Below are 23,398 nucleotides of genomic sequence, written 5' to 3'. Positions count from 1 at the left end.
AAAATGGAAAGTTTTTTTGAAAATGACTTTTATTTTAAGGAGAAATTTCAAGACAAATATAAAGAACGTAAATATGAAAAAAATGATGTTATTAGTTATCGAATAGGAAAAGAAGTTTCCAATAAATTGTTTATTGTATCATCAGGTGTCGTTTTAGTAGAGACTCAACTTGATCAAAATATAACGCCTTTTTATTCTTTTGTTGGGCAAAATAACATATTTGGATGGGAAGACATGGATACAAATAATGCAGTTGTAGTTACGGTAACTGCTCAAGAAACAACTTCAATAGTTGAAGTTGACCGAGAGTTCTTTTTTGATCATGTGTATATTAATCCGGATCTTAGTCGTAGATTTTTAAAAAAAATTAGACAAGAATTTTATTTGTTAGTTGAAAGTTATCAATACGTAAATAAACCTCCTAAAGTGAAGTTATTGAATAGTTTATTAAACTTATCAACTAAACTAGATTTAAAGCAAAATGAAAGTGGGGAGTTAGAGCTTCCTAAATACATTACTCCAACCTTTATTAGTAAGTATGTTCGATCATCAGAACCCAATATATCTAAGGCTGGGACTTACTTGGAGAGAAAAAAAATAATTAAACGGAACCCTTATCGCATTATAGACCAAGAAAGAGCTAGAGTTTTATTACAAGAATGGTCAGGAGGAGAGGCACGTTCCTTTGAAAAGGAGAAGTTAAAATGATTGAGGAATACTGGCAAGATAGTTTTATTTATTATGTAACTTTTACAAGTGATTACTCTAAAACTAAATATACACGGGCATTAATATTTAAAGCTGAAAAATCTGTAGATGAAATAAAAAATATCGTGTTAACCAAGTTTAAAAATGTATTAGAGGTAAATAGAATTGAAGAATTTGAGGATGGACTTCTTTTGAAAAAAGAGTTTTTAACTAGTTAATGAATGATTTAATGAAGGGAGGTGATTAGATGAAAAAAGTGGGCTTGTTTGTTATTTTCATAGCGTGTATTGGTTTTTTTTACATCGGAATAAATGAATACGTCTATGCTGCCGAATCAACAAACAGTCAGGTGGGAATTAGGTTTATCGAAGGAGATCCAGAGGACTCTTTTGATAAAGAAGATAATGGTGGTTCAGCTAATAATGATTTTTCTGGTCACTCAGATAACAATGATTTTAGTTCTAATTTGCCAGATACATCAGGTAAGACAGAAAATAATTTACCGCAAACAGGTGAAGTGAACGGAAATCTATCATTATTAGTAGCGGGATTTTCAAGTCTGTTATTGGGAATAGTTATGATTTATATAAAAAAAAGAAAAGAGGAAAAGAAAATGAAAACATCAAAATTAGTTTTAGCAAGTGTAGCAACAACATTATTGTTTAGCGTATCAATGATCGCTTCAGCAGCAACTGATCAAAACGAGGTAACGGGGACACCTGATGGTAAAGGAGCGACATCACATGGTTATGTTAAATTAACGTCAGGGGACCAAGAAACTGGTCCAACAGAACCAATTGAACCATCTGTTCCAGGAGGAGCAACAGGGAATACAGGATCTTTAACGATTGATAATGCAAGTCCGCTATTATTTGGAGAAAATAAAATTGAGGGTAGCAAAATGGTATTTGCTACAACTACTCAAAACCCAAATGTTCAAGTGACTGACAAACGTGGGGAAGGCCAAGGTTGGAACTTACAAGTCACAACAGCTGATTTTGTTGATCAAAAAGATGCTAAAAAAATATTAAAAGGTGCTGAACTAAGCTTGCCAGTAGGTACTGCAACACCAGCAATAGGAAATATCTCAGTTGCACCAAGTGTAAACGCAGTTGTATTAAGTTCAACAAATGCAAAAGCTCAAACTATTATGGCAGCTAATAAAAATAACGGATTAGGTACTTGGATGGATAAATTTAATGCTTCAGAAGTTAAATTAACCGTACCTGCAGGTAATTTAGCTGGAGAGTATGTATCAACACTAACTTGGAGTTTATTAGATGCACCAAAATAGTTTTATAAAAATAAAACAATACAATACAAAAGGAGAGTAATCATCATGAAATTATCTAAAATAACAACAGCCAGTTTGGTTGCACTAACAGGTTTATCACTAGCTTCTACTAGTGCTTATGCAGCAGAAGTTGGAACACAAAAAACACAAGCAGATTTTGAGTTAAAAGCAGGTGAAGGTGGAACAGGTCCAGTTGACCCAATTGACCCAATTGACCCAATTGAGCCACCTATGATGGGGCCTTTAACACTTGACGCAGCTTCTAATTTTAACTTTGGGAGCATCAAATTAGGTGAAGGTGATGGTATTTATACCGCTATTAAAGAAGATAATTCTGTTTTAGGTATTCAAGTGACGGATAGTCGTGGTACAGGTGCTGGTTGGAATGTTGATGTTAGTATGACTGATTTTAAGGGACAAGGTATCAATATTTTAAAAGGTGCAACATTAACAATCCCTAATGGATCTGTCAATACAACTAGTGCAGATAAAGTTAAAGCACCTGTCACAAAAGAAGTAAAACTAAATGCAAGTCCAATTTCAATTTTTACAGCAACTAAAGATAATGGAATGGGAACATGGACGAATTTATTTGAAGGAAAAGATAAAAAAGTTACATTAAATGTTCCAGAAGGTAACTATGTGGATCAATACACAGCAAAAATTACATGGTCACTACAAAATGCACCTAAATAATTAAATAGAAAAGGATGTTTAAAATGAAACTAACAAAAATAAATATGTTCAGTTTAGTGGCTCTAGCTGGATTAGCTTTAAGTTCAACTTCAGTATTGGCTGCAGAAGCAGGGAGCACTAGCACTCCTACTAATATTACTCTTGAAAAAGGGGACGATACTGGTGGTGAAACAGATCCGATTATTCCGATTGACCCACTTGATCCTCCAACTGGAGGTTCATTACGTATTGATGCAGCCTCAGCATTTGATTTCGGCTCATTAAAATTAGGTTCAGCAGTTTCAAAAGATGTGGTTGTTCCTAAAGATCAATCTATTGGTGTACAGGTAACTGATTTTCGCGGATCAGGAGATGGTTGGGCACTGACTGCAAAAATTGATGATTTGAAAGGAAAGAAAGTGCCAACTAATATTTTAAAAGCATCTATCTCTATTCCAAAAGGAAAAATTTCTACAACAGCTGATGGCGATATGCAGGCTCCAGCAGTAGCATTACCCTTAACTTTAAGTAAGGCTGCAGCACCAGTTATGACTGCTAAGAAAAATAATGGTTTAGGTATTTGGGCAAATGATTTCAATGGATTAGCTGGGACTGTAACTATCAAAGTTCCTACCAATGCGTATATTGACCAATATAGTGCGAATATTACATGGTCATTGCAAGATGCCCCAATGTAATTGAATAGATTATTTACTATAAAAAAGATAAGAGGAGAATAATAATGAAAAAATTAGAAGTATTAATGATGGTAGCAGCAGTATCAGGTTCTATGTTAGTAACATCTAGCTCAGCTTTTGCGGCAGTTGCAGATACAACAACTTCAAAAAACTCAGTAAACTTTGTAGCTGGTGGTTCAGAAGGTGAAGACCCAATGGGACCGCTTGATCCACTAAATCCAGATAATCCAAATCCACCTTCACCAGTTGATCCAATGGATCCAGAAAATCCAGGAACAGGACATGTTGGTCCATTAACAATTAATTATGTATCTAATATTAAATTTGGAGAACAAAAAATTTCAGGTAAAGATATTACGTATAACGGATTAAATGCAGATCCATTTATTCAAGTTACAGATATTCGTGGTACAGGTGCTGGATGGAGTTTATCAGCTAAATCAAATGGTTTTGCTAACGCAGATGGTAAAAAAGTATTAAAAGGCGCTGAATTATCTTTTAAAAATAGTCAAGTAAAAGCCGGAAGTAAAAATAATATTTCTTTAGCACCAGTTGCTTCATCTATTGTGTTCAATAATACAGCTAGTCAACCAGTTATGAGTGCTAAAAAAGAAGCAGGTAAAGGAACATGGCTTAATGTTTGGTCAGGAACAGATCAAAGTAATGAAAATGTTCAATTGAAAGTTCTAGCAGGTACTGCAGAAGCAGATACAGAATATACTTCAACAATTAATTGGGAATTAGCAGACGCTCCTAAATAGAAGTTAGTTTCTTTATACAAAAAATGAAATGAGGTTATGGGGGAATTACCCCCAGCCTTGTTTTATTAATAGAGAAATAAAGCAATGTCTATACTTAGTTCTAGGCTCTAGAAGAGCTGAATGTAATTATACTGATGGGTTGAATAGATTTTGGAAGACACTACTTGACTAGAAGTTAAATAAAAAGTAGCTTGGCTACGAAACTGTTGTTCTAACGAATACCTTACCGAACTAGATAAACGATCTAGTTCGGTAAGGTATTCGTAAATAAACTGAAAATAAGTTGGAGGTACTATACAATGAAAAAAAAATTCCTGATAGTTTTATCTATAATCTTTATATGCATCATTAGTTTTCCAAAAGAAAGTCAAGCTGATTCAATGGCTTATTCAGTAAAAGCGGATATTCCAGAAAATCAAATTGATAAAGCGAAAACCTATTTTGATTTAAAAATGGCCCCGGGTCAAAGGCAAGAAATTAGTTTAACTGTATCAAATAGTGGAGATGAAGAAACGAGTATTTTTATCACTCCTAATAATGCCACAACAAATCAAAATGGTGTTATTGATTATAGCGAAGAAAAAGCAAAACTAGATTCTACCTTAAAAATACCATTAACATCCATTATTTCTGGTAAGCAAGAAGTGAAATTAAACCCAAAAGAAACAAAGCAAGTTACTTTTGTGATTCAAATGCCTGAAAAGGAATATAGTGGAGACATTTTGGGTGGCTTTTATATTCAAAAAAAAGTAGATGATACGAAAGCCAAAAAGGATGAGAGTGTTCAGATAAAGAATCAATACTCCTATGTTATCGGAATACGATTAAATGAAACAGATACTATGGTTTCTCCAAAAATAAAATTAAATAAAGTTAAACCAGCATTAGAGAATTACCGTACAGCTATAACTGCAAATATACAAAATACGGAATCAAAAATTATCAATGATTTAGATATAAATGCATCTGTAACTAAGCAAGATTCAACAACTGTTTTGCATGAAACTAATAAAAAAGGATTATCAATGGCACCAAATTCAAATTTTGATTATCCGATTAGTTGGGACAATGAACAACTAAATCCTGGTAAATATACTGTGCATATCAAAGCAAAATCAGGCGATGCAGATTGGAATTTTGATAAAAATTTTGAAATTAAATCAGATGTATCTACTAAACTAAATAAAGAAGCTGTGGAAGTTGTAAAACCTGAACCAAATTGGATAATGATTATTTCGATTATTGTAGGTATCGTGATTCTAATTGGGGCACTTCTTATTTTTATGATTATAAAAAATGAAAAGAAAAAACGTTTGGAGTTAGAACGCAGAGCGCGACTAATCAGAAAAAAACGTAAACAACAAGCAAAAAAAAGAGAAGAAACTAAAAGTAAAAATAGTTCAACCAAATCAAAAGTGAAAAAAATACAAACTAAACAAAAAAAGGAAAAAAATAGAACAAATAAAAACTAAATGAAGATTAAGAGAATTAGCTAATCTAAATATATGTTATTTGGATTAACTAGTTTTCTTTATTTCAACTAATAGTCAACATAAGGAAGTGATTAAAATGGATTTATTATTAGACGCCATGCAAATGAGAAAGTATAAATTGCTTTCCTATTTATATTACAATCAAGGAGCAGATTTATCAGTTGCTACCCTTAGTAATGTGTTTCAAGTTAGCAAAAAAACAATTGTAGCAGATTTAATAGAAATGGAGAAAAAGAGTACTACTATAGCAAATAAAGCAGTGATTAGAATTAAAATTGATAAGGGAAATATTCAATTTATAATTTCTAAAAAGACGTCAATTTTAGAAATTCGACAATATTTTTTGGAAGAATCAATCGCTTTTAAATTGTTAATTAATCTTTACCAAAAGCAATTTATTAAATTGAAAAATTTTAGTTTAACCTACTATTATAGTCCGTCAGTTGTCTATAAAAAGGTTAATGAATTAAAAGTAAAGCTAAAAGGTTATGGATTAACAATTAAATCGGAACATGGAAGTATATACTTAGGTGGGGAAGAAGAGAAAAAACGTTATTTCTATAGTGAAATTTTTTATTATGTGTACGGAGATAGAAGTTCCCTGTTAGATACTGAAAAAAAGGTTGCTGAAAATTATTTAAAAAAATCTAAAATAAGAAGTAATCTTATTCAGGAAAGTAAGCAAGTCAGAATATGTATTTTTATCGCTGTTTCTCTCCAAAGGATGAAAGATTTTCCTTTAGTAAAAAGTAGGCTTCCTTTCTTTAGAGATAGTATAGCTATGGAAAAAAATTTTTATTTATGTTTAGAAGACAGCTATCCTCAATATAGTAAGATACAATTGAAAATAGAGAGTCAATGGATGATTACATTCATTTATGAAGAAATAAATCCAAATGTGTCAGAAATGGATAATCCTTTATTTTTTGAAGGATTGAAAAGAGTTTCAAACCTCTTTAACTTTTCTTTAACTAGTCAGGAAGGAAAAGAGTTTAAACAATTAATGACTATGTACTGCAGAAGTAAAAAAAATAATTTGAAAAATACTGTATTTTCGCAATTATCATTTCTAAATGAATCTGTTTTAGATATCTCTCCGGAAATATTTTTGCAGGTATTAATAAAAGAAAATTATAAAAATGAATTTGAAACACTTTTGTATCCACTTAATTTAGAAGAATGCTCATATATTTTAAAAATTAGTGGCGTAGGAATTAAAAAACTAAAGTTGACCTTTGTTAGCGAATATCCAAAAGTATGGGAAAAATTTTTATATCGAAAAATTTTAACGCTAGAAATTGAACAATTTTACAAGTGGTCAGATGATTTTACTAATGCAGATATTGTTATAACGGACAATGTATACTCTTTTATAGACGATAAGCAGCTACTTTTAATATCTCCATTTCCCTCAGACAGAGAAATAAAAAAAGTTCAAAATCAGCTTATTTCATATATAAATAGTAGTTCAATAAATCTAAACCCTCCATTAAAGAGAGAAAAGGTATGATACAATGATAGGTACAATATCTTATGAGGAGGAGCAAAAGAGATGGCAAAACTATATTTTGTAAGACATGGAAAGACTGAATGGAATTTAGAAGGTCGCTTCCAAGGTGGGTATGGAGACTCCGCATTATTGGAGGAAGCAATTGAAGCCGCAAAAGAAACGGGGAAAAGGTTAAGTGAGATTTCCTTTGCCCATGTGTATACAAGTCCACAAAAAAGAGCAAAAGATACAGCAGAGTATATTATAGAAGAAAGTCGTTTAAATTTACCATTAACAGAGGTCGATGGTTTACGGGAAATAGGCTTCGGAGATTGGGAAGGTCAGCCTTTTTCCTATGCAGAAGAGAACCATTTAGAAGCCTATATTAATTTGAAGGCACACCCTGAAAAATATGATCCAAGTGCTTTTAATGGAGAAACATATGAAGAGCTAATTGAACGTAGTCAAAAAGCTGTGGAAAAAGCAGTTTCCAATCATCCGGGCGAAGATTTATTATTTGTGGCTCATGGAGTGACGCTATTAACAATCATGCACACACTGATTGGTAAAGAGACAGGCGATATTCGTTCTAAAGGACTTCTCAGTAATACGAGTATCAGTATCTTAGAAATAGACGAAAAAGCCGGATATTCTATTGTTAGTTGGAATGATACAACTCATTTAGAGGTTAAGTAAGCAGAAAAAAGAGTGGGTGGTTTGATTACATCTACTCTTTTTTTGTACAAAATAGAATTTTATTCAATAGATAATGCTTCAAATGTAGCTTAAATAGTCAATTTTGCATAAAAATGAATAATAAAATGGAACAATTTATAATTATGCAAAAGATTAATAAAAAGAGCTAGAGGATTTTAAGCGAATTATTTTGTTTTTTGAAGCTTCTTTGTTCGGTAATTTTATCTTTAATAGTAGTTTTGTATCTTTTGGAAAACGCATTGTTCATATTTGTGAATTAATTTAATTTATTTACCAAAAAGTGTTGACGAAACTTGCTGTAGCTGTTATATTTATACATGTCGCCGGGACGTAACAACGTCTCGACGGAAAACGAAATTAAAAAAAGTTTTAAAAAGTATTGACAACAAATTAACCATGTGTTAATATTTAGAAGTTGTCAAAACGACAAACGAAACAACTTAGACCTTTGAAAACTGAACAAAGTAAGACGAACCAAATGTGTAGGATGACTCAACAAGGTTGAGTCAAACAAGCAAGAAAGTGAATAATTATTCGCTAGCAAAACTAATGAGCTTCAAGCATCATTTTATATGAGAGTTTGATCCTGGCTCAGGACGAACGCTGGCGGCGTGCCTAATACATGCAAGTCGAACGCACGAAGTTGAAGAGCTTGCTCTTTAACCAAGTGAGTGGCGGACGGGTGAGTAACACGTGGGTAACCTGCCCATTAGAGGGGGATAACATTCGGAAACGGATGCTAATACCGCATAGTTTCAGGAATCGCATGATTCTTGAAGGAAAGGTGGCTTCGGCTACCACTAATGGATGGACCCGCGGCGTATTAGCTAGTTGGTGAGGTAATGGCTCACCAAGGCAATGATACGTAGCCGACCTGAGAGGGTGATCGGCCACACTGGGACTGAGACACGGCCCAGACTCCTACGGGAGGCAGCAGTAGGGAATCTTCCGCAATGGACGAAAGTCTGACGGAGCAACGCCGCGTGAGTGAAGAAGGTTTTCGGATCGTAAAACTCTGTTGTTAAAGAAGAACAAGGATGAGAGTAACTGCTCATCCCCTGACGGTATTTAACCAGAAAGCCACGGCTAACTACGTGCCAGCAGCCGCGGTAATACGTAGGTGGCAAGCGTTGTCCGGATTTATTGGGCGTAAAGCGAGCGCAGGCGGTTCTTTAAGTCTGATGTGAAAGCCCCCGGCTCAACCGGGGAGGGTCATTGGAAACTGGAGAACTTGAGTGCAGAAGAGGAGAGTGGAATTCCACGTGTAGCGGTGAAATGCGTAGATATGTGGAGGAACACCAGTGGCGAAGGCGACTCTCTGGTCTGTAACTGACGCTGAGGCTCGAAAGCGTGGGGAGCAAACAGGATTAGATACCCTGGTAGTCCACGCCGTAAACGATGAGTGCTAAGTGTTGGAGGGTTTCCGCCCTTCAGTGCTGCAGCTAACGCATTAAGCACTCCGCCTGGGGAGTACGGCCGCAAGGCTGAAACTCAAAGGAATTGACGGGGACCCGCACAAGCGGTGGAGCATGTGGTTTAATTCGAAGCAACGCGAAGAACCTTACCAGGTCTTGACATCCTTTGACCACTCTAGAGATAGAGCTTTCCCTTCGGGGACAAAGTGACAGGTGGTGCATGGTTGTCGTCAGCTCGTGTCGTGAGATGTTGGGTTAAGTCCCGCAACGAGCGCAACCCTTATTACTAGTTGCCAGCATTTAGTTGGGCACTCTAGTGAGACTGCCGGTGACAAACCGGAGGAAGGTGGGGATGACGTCAAATCATCATGCCCCTTATGACCTGGGCTACACACGTGCTACAATGGATGGTACAACGAGTCGCAAGGTCGCGAGGCCAAGCTAATCTCTTAAAGCCATTCTCAGTTCGGATTGTAGGCTGCAACTCGCCTACATGAAGCCGGAATCGCTAGTAATCGCGGATCAGAACGCCGCGGTGAATACGTTCCCGGGTCTTGTACACACCGCCCGTCACACCACGAGAGTTTGTAACACCCGAAGCCGGTGAGGTAACCTTTTAGGAGCCAGCCGTCTAAGGTGGGATAGATAATTGGGGTGAAGTCGTAACAAGGTAGCCGTATCGGAAGGTGCGGCTGGATCACCTCCTTTCTAAGGAATATTACGGAAATCCCACACATTCGTTTTTACTTTGTTCAGTTTTGAGAGGTCTAACTCTCAAAACGATTCATCTCTATTCATTAGAGGTCAATCACATTTTGTTCTTTGAAAACTGGATACTGTTTAAAAAGTAATTAAAGTAAGAAACCGAGAAAACACCGCGTTTTAAATGAGTTTTTTAATTAGTTCTTATCGTAAGATAATGAATAAAATCATTGACTAACATCATGAGATTCCTTCGGGAATACCATCGATAAAAATTTAGTTGTAGTGGTTTCTAATTCGAGGACATGAAGGGTTTGAGAAGCAGAGCGTACTAGCGTACGTGAGCATCGCAGAACACTAAATGGACGAAGAAGTAGGAAGCAATACAGATAAATTAGGTTAAGTTAATAAGGGCGCACGGTGGATGCCTTGGCACTAAGAGCCGATGAAGGACGGGACTAACTCCGATATGCTTTGGGGAGCTGTAAGTAAGCTTTGATCCAAAGATTTCCGAATGGGGGAACCCAGCATTTTTTATAGAATGTTACTGCTAGCTGAATACATAGGCTAGTAGAGGTAGACGCAGAGAACTGAAACATCTAAGTACCTGCAGGAAGAGAAAGAAAATTCGATTCCCTGAGTAGCGGCGAGCGAAACGGGAAGAGCCCAAACCAAAGAGCTTGCTCTTTGGGGTTGTAGGACACGACATTAAGAGTCATAAATGAGTTTTGTAGAAGAAGCGATCTGGAAAGGTCCGCCGAAGAGGGTAAAAGCCCCGTAATCGAAACAAAGTTCACTCTGTTGTGTATCCTGAGTACGGCGGAACACGAGAAATTCCGTCGGAATCCGCGGGGACCATCCCGCAAGGCTAAATACTCCTTAGTGACCGATAGTGAACCAGTACCGTGAGGGAAAGGTGAAAAGAACCCCGGAAGGGGAGTGAAAGAGCTCCTGAAACCGTGTGCTTACAAATAGTTAGAGCCCGTTAATGGGTGATAGCGTGCCTTTTGTAGAATGAACCGGCGAGTTACGATTACATGCGAGGTTAAGTTGATAAGACGGAGCCGTAGCGAAAGCGAGTCTGAATAGGGCGAATGAGTATGTGGTCGTAGACCCGAAACCAAGTGACCTACCCATGTCCAGGTTGAAGGTGCGGTAATACGCACTGGAGGACCGAACCCACGTATGTTGAAAAATGCGGGGATGAGGTGTGGGTAGCGGAGAAATTCCAATCGAACTTGGAGATAGCTGGTTCTCTCCGAAATAGCTTTAGGGCTAGCCTCGGAATTAAGAATCATGGAGGTAGAGCCACTGTTTGGACTAGGGGCCCTTCTAGGGTTACCGAATTCAGATAAACTCCGAATGCCATTGATTTATATCCGGGAGTCAGACTGCGAGTGATAAGATCCGTAGTCGAAAGGGAAACAGCCCAGACCACCAGCTAAGGTCCCAAAGTTACTATTAAGTGGAAAAGGATGTGGGGTTGCTTAGACAACTAGGATGTTGGCTCAGAAGCAGCCATCATTTAAAGAGTGCGTAATAGCTCACTAGTCGAGTGACCCTGCGCCGAAAATTTACCGGGGCTAAATAGTACACCGAAGCTGTGGATAGAACCTTAGGGTTCTATGGTAGGAGAGCGTTCTAAGGGCGTCGAAGCTAGACCGTGAGGACTAGTGGAGCGCTTAGAAGTGAGAATGCCGGTATGAGTAGCGAAAGACGGGTGAGAATCCCGTCCACCGTATGACTAAGGTTTCCTGGGGAAGGCTCGTCCTCCCAGGGTTAGTCGGGACCTAAGCCGAGGCCGATAGGCGTAGGCGATGGACAACAGGTTGATATTCCTGTACCAGTTTCTTTTGTTTGAACAATGGAGGGACGCAGGAGGCTAAGAAATGCGCACTGTTGGATATGTGCGTCTAAGCAATGAGTCTTGAGGTGAGTTAAATGCTTGCTTCTGTACGGACAAGTTGTGATGGGGAGGGAAATTACAGTACCGAAGTTTCTGATGTCACACTGCCAAGAAAAGCTTCTAGTTAGAAAGAAATTGCCCGTACCGCAAACCGACACAGGTAGTCGAGGAGAGTATCCTAAGGTGTGCGAGAGAACTCTCGTTAAGGAACTCGGCAAAATGACCCCGTAACTTCGGGAGAAGGGGTGCTGATCGAAAGATCAGCCGCAGTGAATAGGCCCAAGCGACTGTTTATCAAAAACACAGGTCTCTGCAAAATCGAAAGATGACGTATAGGGGCTGACGCCTGCCCGGTGCTGGAAGGTTAAGAGGATTGGTTAGCTTCGGCGAAGCTAAGAATTGAAGCCCCAGTAAACGGCGGCCGTAACTATAACGGTCCTAAGGTAGCGAAATTCCTTGTCGGGTAAGTTCCGACCCGCACGAAAGGCGTAACGATTTGGGCACTGTCTCAACGAGAGACTCGGTGAAATTATAGTACCTGTGAAGATGCAGGTTACCCGCGACAGGACGGAAAGACCCCATGGAGCTTTACTGCAGTTTGATATTGAGTGTTTGTACAGCTTGTACAGGATAGGTAGGAGCCATAGAAGTCAGGACGCCAGTCTTGATGGAGGCATTGGTGGGATACTACCCTTGCTGTATGACCACTCTAACCCTAGCCACTAATCGTGGCTGGAGACAGTGTCAGACGGGCAGTTTGACTGGGGCGGTCGCCTCCTAAAGAGTAACGGAGGCGCCCAAAGGTTCCCTCAGAATGGTTGGAAATCATTCGTAGAGTGTAAAGGCAGAAGGGAGCTTGACTGCGAGACCTACAAGTCGAGCAGGGACGAAAGTCGGGCTTAGTGATCCGGTGGTTCCGCATGGAAGGGCCATCGCTCAACGGATAAAAGCTACCCTGGGGATAACAGGCTTATCTCCCCCAAGAGTCCACATCGACGGGGAGGTTTGGCACCTCGATGTCGGCTCATCGCATCCTGGGGCTGTAGTCGGTCCCAAGGGTTGGGCTGTTCGCCCATTAAAGCGGTACGCGAGCTGGGTTCAGAACGTCGTGAGACAGTTCGGTCCCTATCCGTCGCGGGCGCAGGAAATTTGAGAGGAGCTGTCCTTAGTACGAGAGGACCGGGATGGACACACCGCTGGTGTACCAGTTGTTCTGCCAAGAGCATCGCTGGGTAGCTATGTGTGGAAGGGATAAACGCTGAAAGCATCTAAGCGTGAAGCCCCCCTCGAGATGAGATTTCCCATCACGTAAGTGAGTAAGACCCCTGAGAGATGATCAGGTAGATAGGTTGGAAGTGGAAGTACAGCGATGTATGGAGCGGACCAATACTAATCGGTCGAGGACTTAACCAAGAAATAAACGGTGAAGAACGTTTCCAAAACAATTACTTTTTAAACAGTTCCAGTTTTGAGAGATCAAACTCTCTACAACTAAATAATTGAATCGCAGTTTAGTGTCGATGTAACCATCAACCTAAACAAGCATTTTTTAACAAATTGCAAGTTAATCAAGGATGTAACTGAGCGAACCCCGGAATGCACTAGTGTGCATGAGGAGTGGAGTAAAGGAAACAGACGCAGAGTAGCGCCGCAAGTTGTAAAAAAATTGTGTGGTGGCGATAGCGAAAAGGATACACCTGTTCCCATGCCGAACACAGCAGTTAAGCTTTTCAGCGCCGAGAGTAGTTGGGGGTTTCCCCCTGTGAGGGTAGGACGTTGCCACGCAAAAGATTCAATCGAAAAAAAGGACTATTGAAAAATAGTTCTTTTTTTGTTTATTCAAGGCAAATAATTAGATAGAATCTTCATTATTTAGTAAAATAAATGAAGGAATATATATTGTCGAGTTAAGTAATAAGTAAGCTACGATAAGAATTATGAAGAAATTCTTAAATAAGTTAAAATAAGATGGGTAATGTAATATATTTGTTTATTATTTGTCATGAAAATGATACACTATAAGAAGGCTAACTAAAAATTAGTGAAAGCTAAAATAAAGCAATAAGATTGCTAAAAAGGACTGAGATTTATGAGCCAAAAGAAAACAATTATTGGGCTAATTGCAGCAATTGTTGTGGTGATAGCTGGTATTTATATTTTTAAAAGTATCGGATACCAAAATAAATTTTTACCAAATACAGTAGTAGATGGCCTTGCCATTGAAAATAAAACTGTTTCTGAAGCCAATAATGAATTGAAAAACCACTACCAAAATAAAGAATTTAGTGCAACAGAAAATGGTAAAGAACTTTTTACTTTTAAAGGCGTAGATATTGGGATTACAGATGATTTTACAAAAGATTTAACTAAGTTGAAAAATGACCAAAATGGCTGGAGCTGGCCAGTACGTATGCTTAAAAAAACAAGTACAAAGAGTGAATTGAAAGATGTAACTTATGATCAAGCTACGTTTGATCAATTTGTTGAAAATTTACCATTGACGAATGAGTCTCGCGTCAAACCTGAAAATGCAAAAGTTGAAAAGACTGCAGCTGGTTTTACTATTGAAAAAGAAGTAATGGGAGATACCTTTGATTTAGACAAAGTAAAAAAAGTATTAGCAGAAAGTATTAATTCTGGGAATACGAAAATAAAACTAGAAACTAGTTACCAAAAACCAACAGTTATGTCGGATGATGCTGGTTTGAAGGAACGTTTGGCAAAACTAGAGTCTTTAAGTAAGTTGACTATCACGTATAATATTAGTGGTCAAAAAGAGACCGTACCTCCAGCAACATTACTAAGCTGGTTAAGTGAAAGTCCTGAAGGTGAAGTAACTGTTGATCAAGCAGGTGTGAAAGTTTATTTACAAGGCTTAAGTGATAAACATAGCACCTATGAAAAAACAAGAACTTTTAAAAGTTCTAGACGTGGTGAAGTTCAAGTGCCAGCTGGGACCTATGGTTGGACACTACAAGTTGATAAAGAAGCACCTGCTCTTGCTGCTGATATCTTAACTAAAACAGATTTACAAGATCGTAAACCAATTGTTGCCGGTTCTGGATATGGCGTAGATGTGGGAAATACCTATATTGAAGTTGATTTAGTGAATCAGCATATGTGGTATTATCGTGAAGGTGCACTTGTTTTAGAAACAGATGTTGTAACCGGAAAACCTGCCACTCCAACTCCTGCTGGTGTATTCTCAGTTTGGAATAAGGAACGAAATGCAACCTTAAAAGGAGAAGATTATGCAACACCAGTTGATCATTGGATGCCAATTGATTGGAATGGTGTCGGTATTCATGATTCACCATGGCAACCTGCGTACGGTGGAACACTGTATCAAACAGTTGGTTCTCATGGATGTATTAACACTCCACCAGCTGTAATGGTGCAATTGTATGAAAAAGCTGATTTAGGAACACCCGTGTTAGTCTTTTAATCAATAATTATATAAACAATGTTTGCTATGGTGAAATTTAACCTAAGCAAACATTGTTTTTTTTCTTGACCTGTAATGCATTACATATGGTATGATACAAAAGTAAAGCGTTATCAGAAAATGAATCCAGGGGGAATTGAACTTATGACAAACGAATCAAATTTTCCAAAAAACTTTTTATGGGGTGGCGCAATTGCTGCTAACCAAGCTGAAGGAGCTTATTTAACCGATGGAAAGGGCTTATCACCAGTAGATATTTTACCTGATGCGGCTCATGGACGTTGGGAAGCGTTATCTAATCCTAAAAAAGCAATCGAAACAAAATACGACTTCTATCCAAGTCATGAATCAATTGATTTTTATAATCGCTACAAAGAAGATTTGAAAATGCTACATGAAATGGGCTTTAAAACATTTAGAACGTCTATTTGTTGGGCACGTATTTTTCCAAAAGGTGATGAAAAAGAACCGAATGAAGCAGGACTAAAATTTTATGATGATTTATTTGATGAATGTCATAAATATGGGATTGAACCATTAGTAACAATTAATCATTTTGACACGCCGGTAGCTTTATTTGAAAATTATGGTGGATGGAAAAATCGTCAACTAGTTGATTTTTATTTGAATTACTGCGATGTGATTTTCAAACGTTATAAAGGGAAAGTTAAATATTGGATGACTTTTAATGAAATTAATATGATTTTGCATATCCCATTCTTTGGTGGTGGCATGGATGTTAGTGAAGAAGAAAATCCAGCACAAGTGAAATACCAAGCAGCGCATCACCAATTAGTAGCTTCTGCAATGGCAACTAAATTAGGGCATGAAATTGATCCTGATAATCAAATTGGATGTATGTTAGCAGCAGGTGCAACGTATCCAAATACGTGTAATCCAAATGATGTTTGGGCTGCTTTAGAAGCAGATCGTGAAGGGTACTTCTTTATTGACGTCCAAGCACGCGGGTATTATCCAAGCTACAGCAAACGTTTCTTTAAAGAAAACAATATTAAACTTGAAATTGCTGATGGCGATTTAGAGGTATTGAAAGAAAATACAGTTGATTATGTTTCATTTAGCTACTATTCTTCACGCCTAACAAGTGCGGATCCAGAAGTAAATGCTGAAACAGAAGGCAATGTTTTTGCCACTCTTAAAAATCCTTACTTGAAAGCTAGTGAGTGGGGTTGGCAGATTGATCCACTTGGTTTACGCGTAACAATGAACCAAATCTATGATCGTTATCAAAAACCATTATTTGTTGTTGAAAATGGCTTAGGTGCAGTTGATACTGTTGAAGCAGATGGATCAATCAATGATGATTATCGTATTGATTATTTGCGCGAACATGTTAGAGAAATGGGTGAAGCCATTGCTGACGGAGTAGAATGTTGGGGGTATACACCATGGGGCTGTATTGATTTAGTGAGTGCGGGAACTGGTGAAATGAAAAAACGTTATGGTTTCATCTATGTTGATAAAGATAATGATGGAAATGGAACGCTTGATCGTAAGAAGAAAAAATCATTTGACTGGTATAAACAAGTTATTGCCAGCAATGGTGTTACATTAGATTAATCCTCTTAGAGTGCTGAAATTCAGCACTCTTTTTTAATGGGAAATTAAAAATAAACTCACGAAAAAACCGAACTAATTTCTCAGTTCGGTTTTTCTATATAGCATTATAAGGGATAGGAATTAGAAAAATTAATGAGCTTAATTTAGGTGAAGTGTTCAATTAAAACGCTCATAATTATTGATATAGGGGGAACTATTCAATAATTGTTAATTTACTAATTCCCATGGTCCCCATTGCTCTGTACCAGGGATATTATTTTGAGTCCACCATTTAGCTTTATACGTTTTACCGCCATAAGTGACTGAATCGCCAGCATTATAGGCTTTTGCTGCATCCCAAGCAGGTGCAGTACCTGGATCTGGGACAGTTGTGTCAGCTGTAGTAGTTGCAGCTAGAGCGTCACTTTTAGCTGAACTATTGCCACTAGCATCAAAGGCAGTTACTTGATAACTGTATTTAGTTGAAGCTGTTAGTTTTGTATCGCTAAATTTAGTTTCAACCGTTGTACCTACTTCAACACCATCACGATAAATTTTATAACCGGCTACTTTAACATTATCTGTAGAGGCAGTCCAAGTTAAATCGATTTGATTTCCTGTAATAGTACCTGTTTTTAAACCAGTCGGAATGCTCGGTGCTTCTTTATCACTAGGATCTGGTTGAGGCGTTGTTTGGTCATTCTTAAAAATAAGTTGTTTGCCTAACTCACCACTATTTTTTGCCATTCTTTGTGCTAAATTAATTTCGCTAATGCGTGAAACATCGGCTGTTGCTGCACTAGATTTCAAACGGAAGGTATAGCTAGAACCTTGTGGAATTTGTTGAGCATCGTAAACGCCACTTAAATCAACCACAGTGTTGCCATTTGCAACACTCACTTGGCCAGCTTTGTAGTCTCCAGCAGATAACACTTCATTGCTGTTTGTTGGAATAGTAAATTTAGGCAATTTAATTGTTTCAAAGGAAAGCTCAGTTGCTTTTAAGACTTCATTGCTTTCATTTGCTTTTTCGTTATTTTTTACTGTGATTTCATATCCAACACCGTTTTCGCTATAAGGTGTTACGGTTACAGCGATATCTAAAGGTGCATAAATTGTTGTAGAAGTTGGCAATGTTGCATCTCCGAATAAGCCTTTTTTAATACCGGTAGTTAGTTCATCACGTTTTGTTGAAGTAGTTGCTTTATCTTGTGATTGCATCCAAGAGATGACCCCACCTAGTTTTTGGTCTTTTACATATTTTGTTTTAAAATCAATTGAGCGTAGATTGTCATAGCTGTAAAATTCACCTGTTTTTTTGCTATAAAGATAAGGCGCTTTTGCAACATCATCCCAATATTCAGTTAAGCCATCAGATTTAGTCAATAAAGTTGAAATACTGCGGTAAGCCCAAACTCCACCAGCACGGCCGCCATCACCAGTTGCTAAGGCTTTTTCATTTGGAGCGCCATATGTTGGGCTCAAATCAGCATCTTTATTATTTTTTTCAGCTGCTTGGAATAAACCTGGTTGTGCTGTATTTGTTCCCGGAGCAACTTTGTTCCACCCACGAGTATAGAAGGCTGAACCAATAACGATTTTGCTTGAATCAACACCTTGTTTTGTTAAATAGTTAACGGTTTGATCAACCGATAAGCCTTGTGCATAATCCGGATCTGCAGGATTGCCGTATAATGAAGTATGATGTCCACTTGTTGGACTCCAAGCACCACGCATGTCATAAGTCATCATATTAGCAAAATCAACAATTTTAAATAATGCTGGAATATCGACCCCATTAGCTAACGTATTTTGTGAAGCGGGAAGAGCTACGGTTAATTCATAGCGTTTTCCAATGTCTGTTCCTTGCTTATCTAAGGCTGTTCTTAAATCTTGTAGCAGAGTGATATAGTTTGCTTTGTCAGCAGGTGTCGCATTAGGTGTTCCTTCGTCGTTTTTATTGTCGACTTTATCAGGCTCTCTAACAGAAGCTGGATATTCCCAATCTAAATCAACAAAATCCATATTAGTATATTTAATAAATTTCATGACGTTTGCCACAAAGTTAGCTCTGGCAGTAGGATTGGCAGCAACAGGAGCAAAATTAGCTGATTTTGACCAGCCACCAATAGAAACTCCTAGTTTTAAGTTAGGATTTGCGACTCTTAAATCTTGCAGTGCATTGATAACACCAGCATTAGCTCCGCCCCATTGAACCCCTTCTTGACCAACAGGTGCTCCAACTGCAGCATCTTTATCAGTGAATTTTAAATTGCCACTACTATCAAAGTCCAGAAAAGCAAAATTTAAATGAGTTAATTGGCTAGCAGGAATATCTTTTGGATAAAAGTTACCTTCGCCACCCCAAATCGACCAATCACCGTAATACATCACATTACGATAAGGGGCAGTTGTGGCAGTAGCTTCCGCAGCTTTTGCTGGTAATGGTGCGGCTAAACTACCAATTGTAGTTGTTGCTAATGTTAAAGTAAGTGCTAAAGCGGAGACAGTTCCAAATAATTTACGGGTATTCTTTTTCATTTTTCCACCTCATCTATTTTTTTAGAAAGACTATGATTGATTACTAGATTAGTTTCCATACTTGTGCAGTCCCTGGAGTTTCTCCTTGAGTCCACCACTGTGCTTGATACGTTTTACCTTGATAGATTACTTTATCGCCACCAACATAAATGGCTGTAGCACTCCAAGTTGTTTGTGGTTCTGCGGCTGTTGTTACTTTAAGTGGAGCACTGATAGTTGATTTATTACCAGCAGCATCTACAGCTTGAACAGTGAAATCATAGGCAGTGTTCGCTTTTAAGCTAGTTGCTAGATAATTTGCGCTACGAGTATCTCCTACTAATTGTCCATTTGCAAAAACTAAATATTTGGCAACGCGAACATTATCGGTTGAAGCTGTCCAACTCAGTGACACTTGATTGAATTCAACTTTATCTGCTTTTAATGCAGTCGGTTGCGTAGGTGGTGTTGTATCAGGAATTGGAGTAGTTGATCCAGTTCCAATTAAGTCTGCATATGAGTTAGCAAACCCACCATTATAGCCAACACCAGCACTATTTTTACCTTGATCCCAGTTAACAGACCAAGTCATTAATCCTTTAACAGGGTTTCCATCTGTTTTCAGTTTATCAAAGGCTTGGTAAACTGCTTGTGGATCTTTAACAAAACCAGTAGCTGCGGCATCGTTGTTGGCTGGAATACCTAAAACTAATTTATTAGCAGGAATTTGGATATAACCACGAGTACCATGAATTAGTGAGTCTGCCATATAATAAAGGAATTCAAATTTTTTGCTATCATTATTTTGTGCAATCCAATCACTACCAACAGAAACGCCATCGCCACCTTGATTGTATAGTTGAGGCGCAATGAAATCGTAATAGCCTTCTAATGAAGAAATATATTTTGCATAAGGAGCATTAGGTTTTAGATATGGGAATTCTGGTGCCATTGAGACGATAAAATTTTTACCTTCAGCACGATAATGATCTTTAACTAATTTTAGTGCTGCTGGAATCACAGTTTGATTATCTCCGGCAGTGATTGCTAGTTGTTCTAAGTCGATGTCTAATCCATCAAATCCATAAACTTCAACTAATCGAATGATTTCATTGGCAAATGCTTGTTCCATACCAGAACGCAATTCAATGTGAGCGTCAGCTCCACCAAGGGAAATTAAGACGGGACGACCTTGTTTATTTAATTCACCAACTTGAGCTCTAAACTCTGCATCAGTTGGACCATCAGGTTTAAAAGTTGGGATGCCAGTACCTTTCATAAATGCGACTGCTACTACGTTGTAAGCTTCGGGTACTTCTCTTAAATCAAGATCTTTAGATGTGCCACGTTGATAGCCATCATTGCCTTTAGATTGCCAACTGTGATAGAAGCCCATTAAGATTTGTTTATTAGAAATATCGGGCATTACGGAAGCGTCATCTGTTGCAGCATGGCTCTTAATTCCATTGAAAGATAAACCTGCTAATATTACTGCACCAGCTAAAAAACCTTTTAAATAAATTCTTTTCTCCATCTTGAAATTCCTCCTACGTTATATTTAAATATGAACAAGCTTTTTAAAACTTATTTTAAAGGCTTGCATAAGTGTTAATTGCAAATAGCATGCCAAGTTTTGTAGTTATGTAAAACGCTTTCTTAAAGCTTTGCGGGTAACACACTCTTTTTTACACACTAAAAAAACAATTACAATCATTACACAAATATGAAAATGAAGATTTCTTTTTTATTTCCATTTTAATAATAGAAATCGGATAATATTGCTTTTTAGTCAATGGTAGATTTATGGAATTTTACCCTGTTAAACTGGTAAAATTCATTTTAAGAAGAGCACAAAGCTAAAGTAAATAGAGTCTAACAATTAGGGCTAAATAAAGATGTTAAAAGTAAGCGTTTTATCGTAAGGTTAAAGCTATAAAGAAGGAGTAAAAAAATGCTAACAAATGAATCTATTTTTTTAATTAATTCTTTGACAGAACAAAATGGTAAATCGGTAAAAGAACTTGCTAGGCGCTATCAAATTTCACAAAAAAAGCTCTGGTATGAAATTGACCAGATTAATATTGAATTGGCTTTTCTGCAGTTGCCAAAAATCCAATTGGAAACTGGTAGGTTAGCTATTTCAAATCAACTGAAAGAAGGGTGGAAGGCAGAAAGAGAACGTTTGAAGCGTCGTGATATTCAGTTTCAAGAGGAACGGATTTATTTAATTATTTTATATACTTTTATCGCTCAAGAAGCTATTTCAAATAGTCATTATCAAGACTTGTTGCAGGTTAGCAAAAATTCAGTCTTATTGGATTTGAAAAAGGTTAAGAGGTTATGTAGTAGCTATCATTTAGAGTTTAGTTATAGTCGAAAAATGGGGTATCATTTTATCGGTTCAGAACAGAATATTCGTAAGTTAGCGGAATATGCAATTAGTAAACTACTCGCTCTTTCAATTGGTGAATGGACATTGACGCTAATTTTTCAACTTTGGCAGATTATTCCTAGTCAACATGAAATTAGTCAAGAACTATTAGCCTTGTCAAAAAAATATCAAGTCACTTTTGTGCAAGAACGTTTAACAGAATTTATTTGGTTACTCTGTTTATTAAAAGTTAGAAAACAAAGGAAAGTCATTTTATTTAATGCAAAAGAATTAGTATTTATCAAAAAGCAGCCTTTGCATAATTTGGGTCAAGAAGTAGCAAAACAATTATTAGATTCCGATTCAGAAATGGAAGGAGCTTTTGTAACAACGCGACTATTAAGCGCCTTACAGGGGACGAAACAATTTCACCAAGACAAAAAATTTAAAGAGTTAACTACAGCGATTATTGAACGTGTTCAAGTACTAACAGGCACTATTTACCCTGATAAAAATAGTTTGAGTCGCAGTTTATTTGAACATTTAGTGCCTGCTTACTTCAGAATTTTTTTTGAGATACCTTTAGAAAATCCATACGGTAGTCAGATTAAAAGAGATTATAGTGAACTGTATTATTTGGTAGAGAAAGGGCTGAAACCATTGGCTGAAAGCTTGGGTAAAGCTATTCCTAGTCATGAAATTGCGTATTTTACAATTCATTTTGGTGGACAGTTACCGGTTATAAAACGCCTAGTACCAAGTTTAAGAGCATTAACAATTTGTCCAAATGGAATCAGTTCCTCTTTAATGATGAATGCGCAGTTGAAAGAATTGTTTCCTCAGATTAAATTCCATCCAGTTCATAGTCTTGATCAAGCTAAGTTAATTCCAGAAATAGAGTATGATTTAGTATTTGCGACAACGTATTTTCCAACGACAAAAAAAGTGTATTTGGCTAAACCAATGCTAAATCCTGTTGAAAAAGAGATGTTAAAACGTACGGTTTTAGATGATTTTGAAAACCAAACTGGTTCTCAAGCTGTGGATGTTGCGGCATTAATGAAAATTGTAAAGAAACACACAGAAATAAAAAATGAAAAAGCCTTATATGAATCATTATCTAGCGCGCTTTATGGTATCGATTCAGAGCAACCCCAAGGAGGAAGAACATTGACCGAGTTATTAGAGAAACGTTTTATTCAATTTAGTGATGCAAGTTTAGATTGGCAATCAGCTATTGCTCTTGCAACGGAACCTTTATTAAAAGCAAATTTTGTAACTGAAGCGTATGTTGCTGCAATGATTGAAAATGTGAAAGAAATGGGAGCTTATATTGTGTTGGCTCCTAAAGTAGCCGTGCCGCATGCGAGGCCTGAGGATGGAGTTCAACAATTAGGCATTAGTTTATTACATTTAAGCCAGCCTGTGAATTTTAATTTGACTCAGGAATATGATGAAGAGCGAGAGGTACAGTTGATATTTGTGTTGGCAGCCATTGACAATGTCGGTCATCTTACTGCTCTGAAGCAACTTTCTCAGATTTTAGAGGATGATGAAAAGATTGCTGCTTTAATCGCCACAAAAGATCAAGATCAGCTGTATCAAAAGTTAAAAGATGAGGGAACAGCCAATTGAAAGGGGAGA

General features: G+C 37.4%; 14 protein-coding genes and 3 rRNA genes. 15 read left to right on the top strand and 2 right to left on the bottom strand.

Features of this window, described 5'->3' with window-relative positions; all coding sequences use genetic code 11:
• Positions 1-3 precede the first annotated feature (3 nt).
• From BR77_RS09955 to BR77_RS09890, 14 genes are all read left to right on the top strand, one after another.
• Complete coding sequence (locus tag BR77_RS09955; RefSeq protein WP_016356301.1) at positions 4-708, top strand: Crp/Fnr family transcriptional regulator; 705 nt, start codon at positions 4-6, stop codon at positions 706-708.
• On the top strand, positions 705-926 hold the full coding sequence (locus tag BR77_RS09950; RefSeq protein ID WP_015075277.1) for a hypothetical protein: 222 nt from the start codon (positions 705-707) through the stop codon (positions 924-926). Before BR77_RS09955 ends, BR77_RS09950 begins: the two co-directional genes overlap by 4 nt.
• Before the next feature lie 29 nt (positions 927-955).
• Positions 956-2,002: a WxL domain-containing protein gene (locus BR77_RS09945; RefSeq protein ID WP_016356302.1), complete on the top strand. Its 1,047-nt coding sequence runs from the start codon at positions 956-958 to the stop codon at positions 2,000-2,002.
• A gap of 45 nt (positions 2,003-2,047) precedes the next feature.
• Complete coding sequence (locus BR77_RS09940; RefSeq protein WP_015075280.1) at positions 2,048-2,698, top strand: WxL domain-containing protein; 651 nt, start codon at positions 2,048-2,050, stop codon at positions 2,696-2,698.
• Positions 2,699-2,721: 23 nt separating this feature from the next.
• Positions 2,722-3,375 (top strand): WxL domain-containing protein, encoded by a 654-nt coding sequence (locus BR77_RS09935; protein WP_015075281.1) that lies wholly within the window; start codon positions 2,722-2,724, stop codon positions 3,373-3,375.
• A gap of 44 nt (positions 3,376-3,419) precedes the next feature.
• Positions 3,420-4,136 carry a WxL domain-containing protein gene (locus tag BR77_RS09930; protein ID WP_015075282.1) on the top strand — a complete coding sequence of 239 codons (717 nt, stop codon included), beginning with the start codon at positions 3,420-3,422 and terminating at the stop codon, positions 4,134-4,136.
• A 299-nt stretch (positions 4,137-4,435) separates the two neighbouring features.
• Complete coding sequence (locus BR77_RS09925) at positions 4,436-5,608, top strand: WxLIP family cell surface protein (protein ID WP_051926701.1); 1,173 nt, start codon at positions 4,436-4,438, stop codon at positions 5,606-5,608.
• A 97-nt stretch (positions 5,609-5,705) separates the two neighbouring features.
• Positions 5,706-7,139 (top strand): helix-turn-helix domain-containing protein, encoded by a 1,434-nt coding sequence (locus BR77_RS09920; RefSeq protein ID WP_016356303.1) that lies wholly within the window; start codon positions 5,706-5,708, stop codon positions 7,137-7,139.
• 42 nt (positions 7,140-7,181) lie between these two features.
• Positions 7,182-7,814, top strand: coding sequence for a histidine phosphatase family protein (locus tag BR77_RS09915; protein ID WP_015075287.1), 633 nt, complete (start codon positions 7,182-7,184; stop codon positions 7,812-7,814).
• Between the two features lie 589 nt (positions 7,815-8,403).
• A 16S ribosomal RNA gene (locus BR77_RS09910) occupies positions 8,404-9,958 on the top strand.
• A 391-nt stretch (positions 9,959-10,349) separates the two neighbouring features.
• Positions 10,350-13,271 (top strand): 23S ribosomal RNA (locus tag BR77_RS09905).
• Between the two features lie 256 nt (positions 13,272-13,527).
• A 5S ribosomal RNA gene (rrf, locus tag BR77_RS09900) occupies positions 13,528-13,643 on the top strand.
• Together the 16S, 23S and 5S rRNA genes form the textbook arrangement of a ribosomal RNA operon.
• 304 nt (positions 13,644-13,947) lie before the next feature.
• Positions 13,948-15,303, top strand: a complete 1,356-nt coding sequence (locus tag BR77_RS09895) for a L,D-transpeptidase family protein (protein WP_035064788.1) — start codon at positions 13,948-13,950, stop codon at positions 15,301-15,303.
• 144 nt (positions 15,304-15,447) lie between these two features.
• On the top strand, positions 15,448-16,884 hold the full coding sequence (locus BR77_RS09890) for a 6-phospho-beta-glucosidase (protein ID WP_015075290.1): 1,437 nt from the start codon (positions 15,448-15,450) through the stop codon (positions 16,882-16,884).
• 207 nt (positions 16,885-17,091) lie between these two features.
• Here the strand turns inward: BR77_RS09890 and BR77_RS09885 are convergent, their stop codons facing one another.
• Positions 17,092-19,404: a glycosyl hydrolase family 18 protein gene (locus tag BR77_RS09885; protein ID WP_035064785.1), complete on the bottom strand. Its 2,313-nt coding sequence runs from the start codon at positions 19,402-19,404 to the stop codon at positions 17,092-17,094.
• 43 nt (positions 19,405-19,447) lie between these two features.
• Positions 19,448-20,917 carry a glycosyl hydrolase family 18 protein gene (locus BR77_RS09880; RefSeq protein ID WP_015075292.1) on the bottom strand — a complete coding sequence of 490 codons (1,470 nt, stop codon included), beginning with the start codon at positions 20,915-20,917 and terminating at the stop codon, positions 19,448-19,450.
• A gap of 417 nt (positions 20,918-21,334) precedes the next feature.
• Between BR77_RS09880 and BR77_RS09875 the strand changes: the two genes are divergently transcribed.
• A complete protein-coding gene (locus BR77_RS09875) occupies positions 21,335-23,389 on the top strand; it encodes a BglG family transcription antiterminator (RefSeq protein ID WP_010053630.1) in 2,055 nt (684 codons plus the stop codon).
• Positions 23,390-23,398 lie beyond the last annotated feature (9 nt).

This window comes from Carnobacterium maltaromaticum DSM 20342 (assembly GCF_000744945.1).
Classification (GTDB): domain Bacteria; phylum Bacillota; class Bacilli; order Lactobacillales; family Carnobacteriaceae; genus Carnobacterium; species Carnobacterium maltaromaticum.
The sequence above is the reverse complement of the archived record's forward strand: the minus strand, read 5'-3'. Positions and strand labels throughout refer to the sequence as shown.

Coding starts and splice junctions, on each gene's coding strand:
- BR77_RS09950 (WP_015075277.1), top strand. CDS start 705: ATGATTGAGGAATACTGGCAAGATAGTTTTATTTATTATGTAACTTTT.
- BR77_RS09915 (WP_015075287.1), top strand. CDS start 7,182: ATGGCAAAACTATATTTTGTAAGACATGGAAAGACTGAATGGAATTTA.
- BR77_RS09875 (WP_010053630.1), top strand. CDS start 21,335: ATGCTAACAAATGAATCTATTTTTTTAATTAATTCTTTGACAGAACAA.
- BR77_RS09945 (WP_016356302.1), top strand. CDS start 956: ATGAAAAAAGTGGGCTTGTTTGTTATTTTCATAGCGTGTATTGGTTTT.
- BR77_RS09955 (WP_016356301.1), top strand. CDS start 4: ATGGAAAGTTTTTTTGAAAATGACTTTTATTTTAAGGAGAAATTTCAA.
- BR77_RS09935 (WP_015075281.1), top strand. CDS start 2,722: ATGAAACTAACAAAAATAAATATGTTCAGTTTAGTGGCTCTAGCTGGA.
- BR77_RS09880 (WP_015075292.1), bottom strand. CDS start 20,917: ATGGAGAAAAGAATTTATTTAAAAGGTTTTTTAGCTGGTGCAGTAATA.
- BR77_RS09885 (WP_035064785.1), bottom strand. CDS start 19,404: ATGAAAAAGAATACCCGTAAATTATTTGGAACTGTCTCCGCTTTAGCA.
- BR77_RS09925 (WP_051926701.1), top strand. CDS start 4,436: ATGAAAAAAAAATTCCTGATAGTTTTATCTATAATCTTTATATGCATC.
- BR77_RS09930 (WP_015075282.1), top strand. CDS start 3,420: ATGAAAAAATTAGAAGTATTAATGATGGTAGCAGCAGTATCAGGTTCT.
- BR77_RS09940 (WP_015075280.1), top strand. CDS start 2,048: ATGAAATTATCTAAAATAACAACAGCCAGTTTGGTTGCACTAACAGGT.
- BR77_RS09890 (WP_015075290.1), top strand. CDS start 15,448: ATGACAAACGAATCAAATTTTCCAAAAAACTTTTTATGGGGTGGCGCA.
- BR77_RS09920 (WP_016356303.1), top strand. CDS start 5,706: ATGGATTTATTATTAGACGCCATGCAAATGAGAAAGTATAAATTGCTT.
- BR77_RS09895 (WP_035064788.1), top strand. CDS start 13,948: ATGAGCCAAAAGAAAACAATTATTGGGCTAATTGCAGCAATTGTTGTG.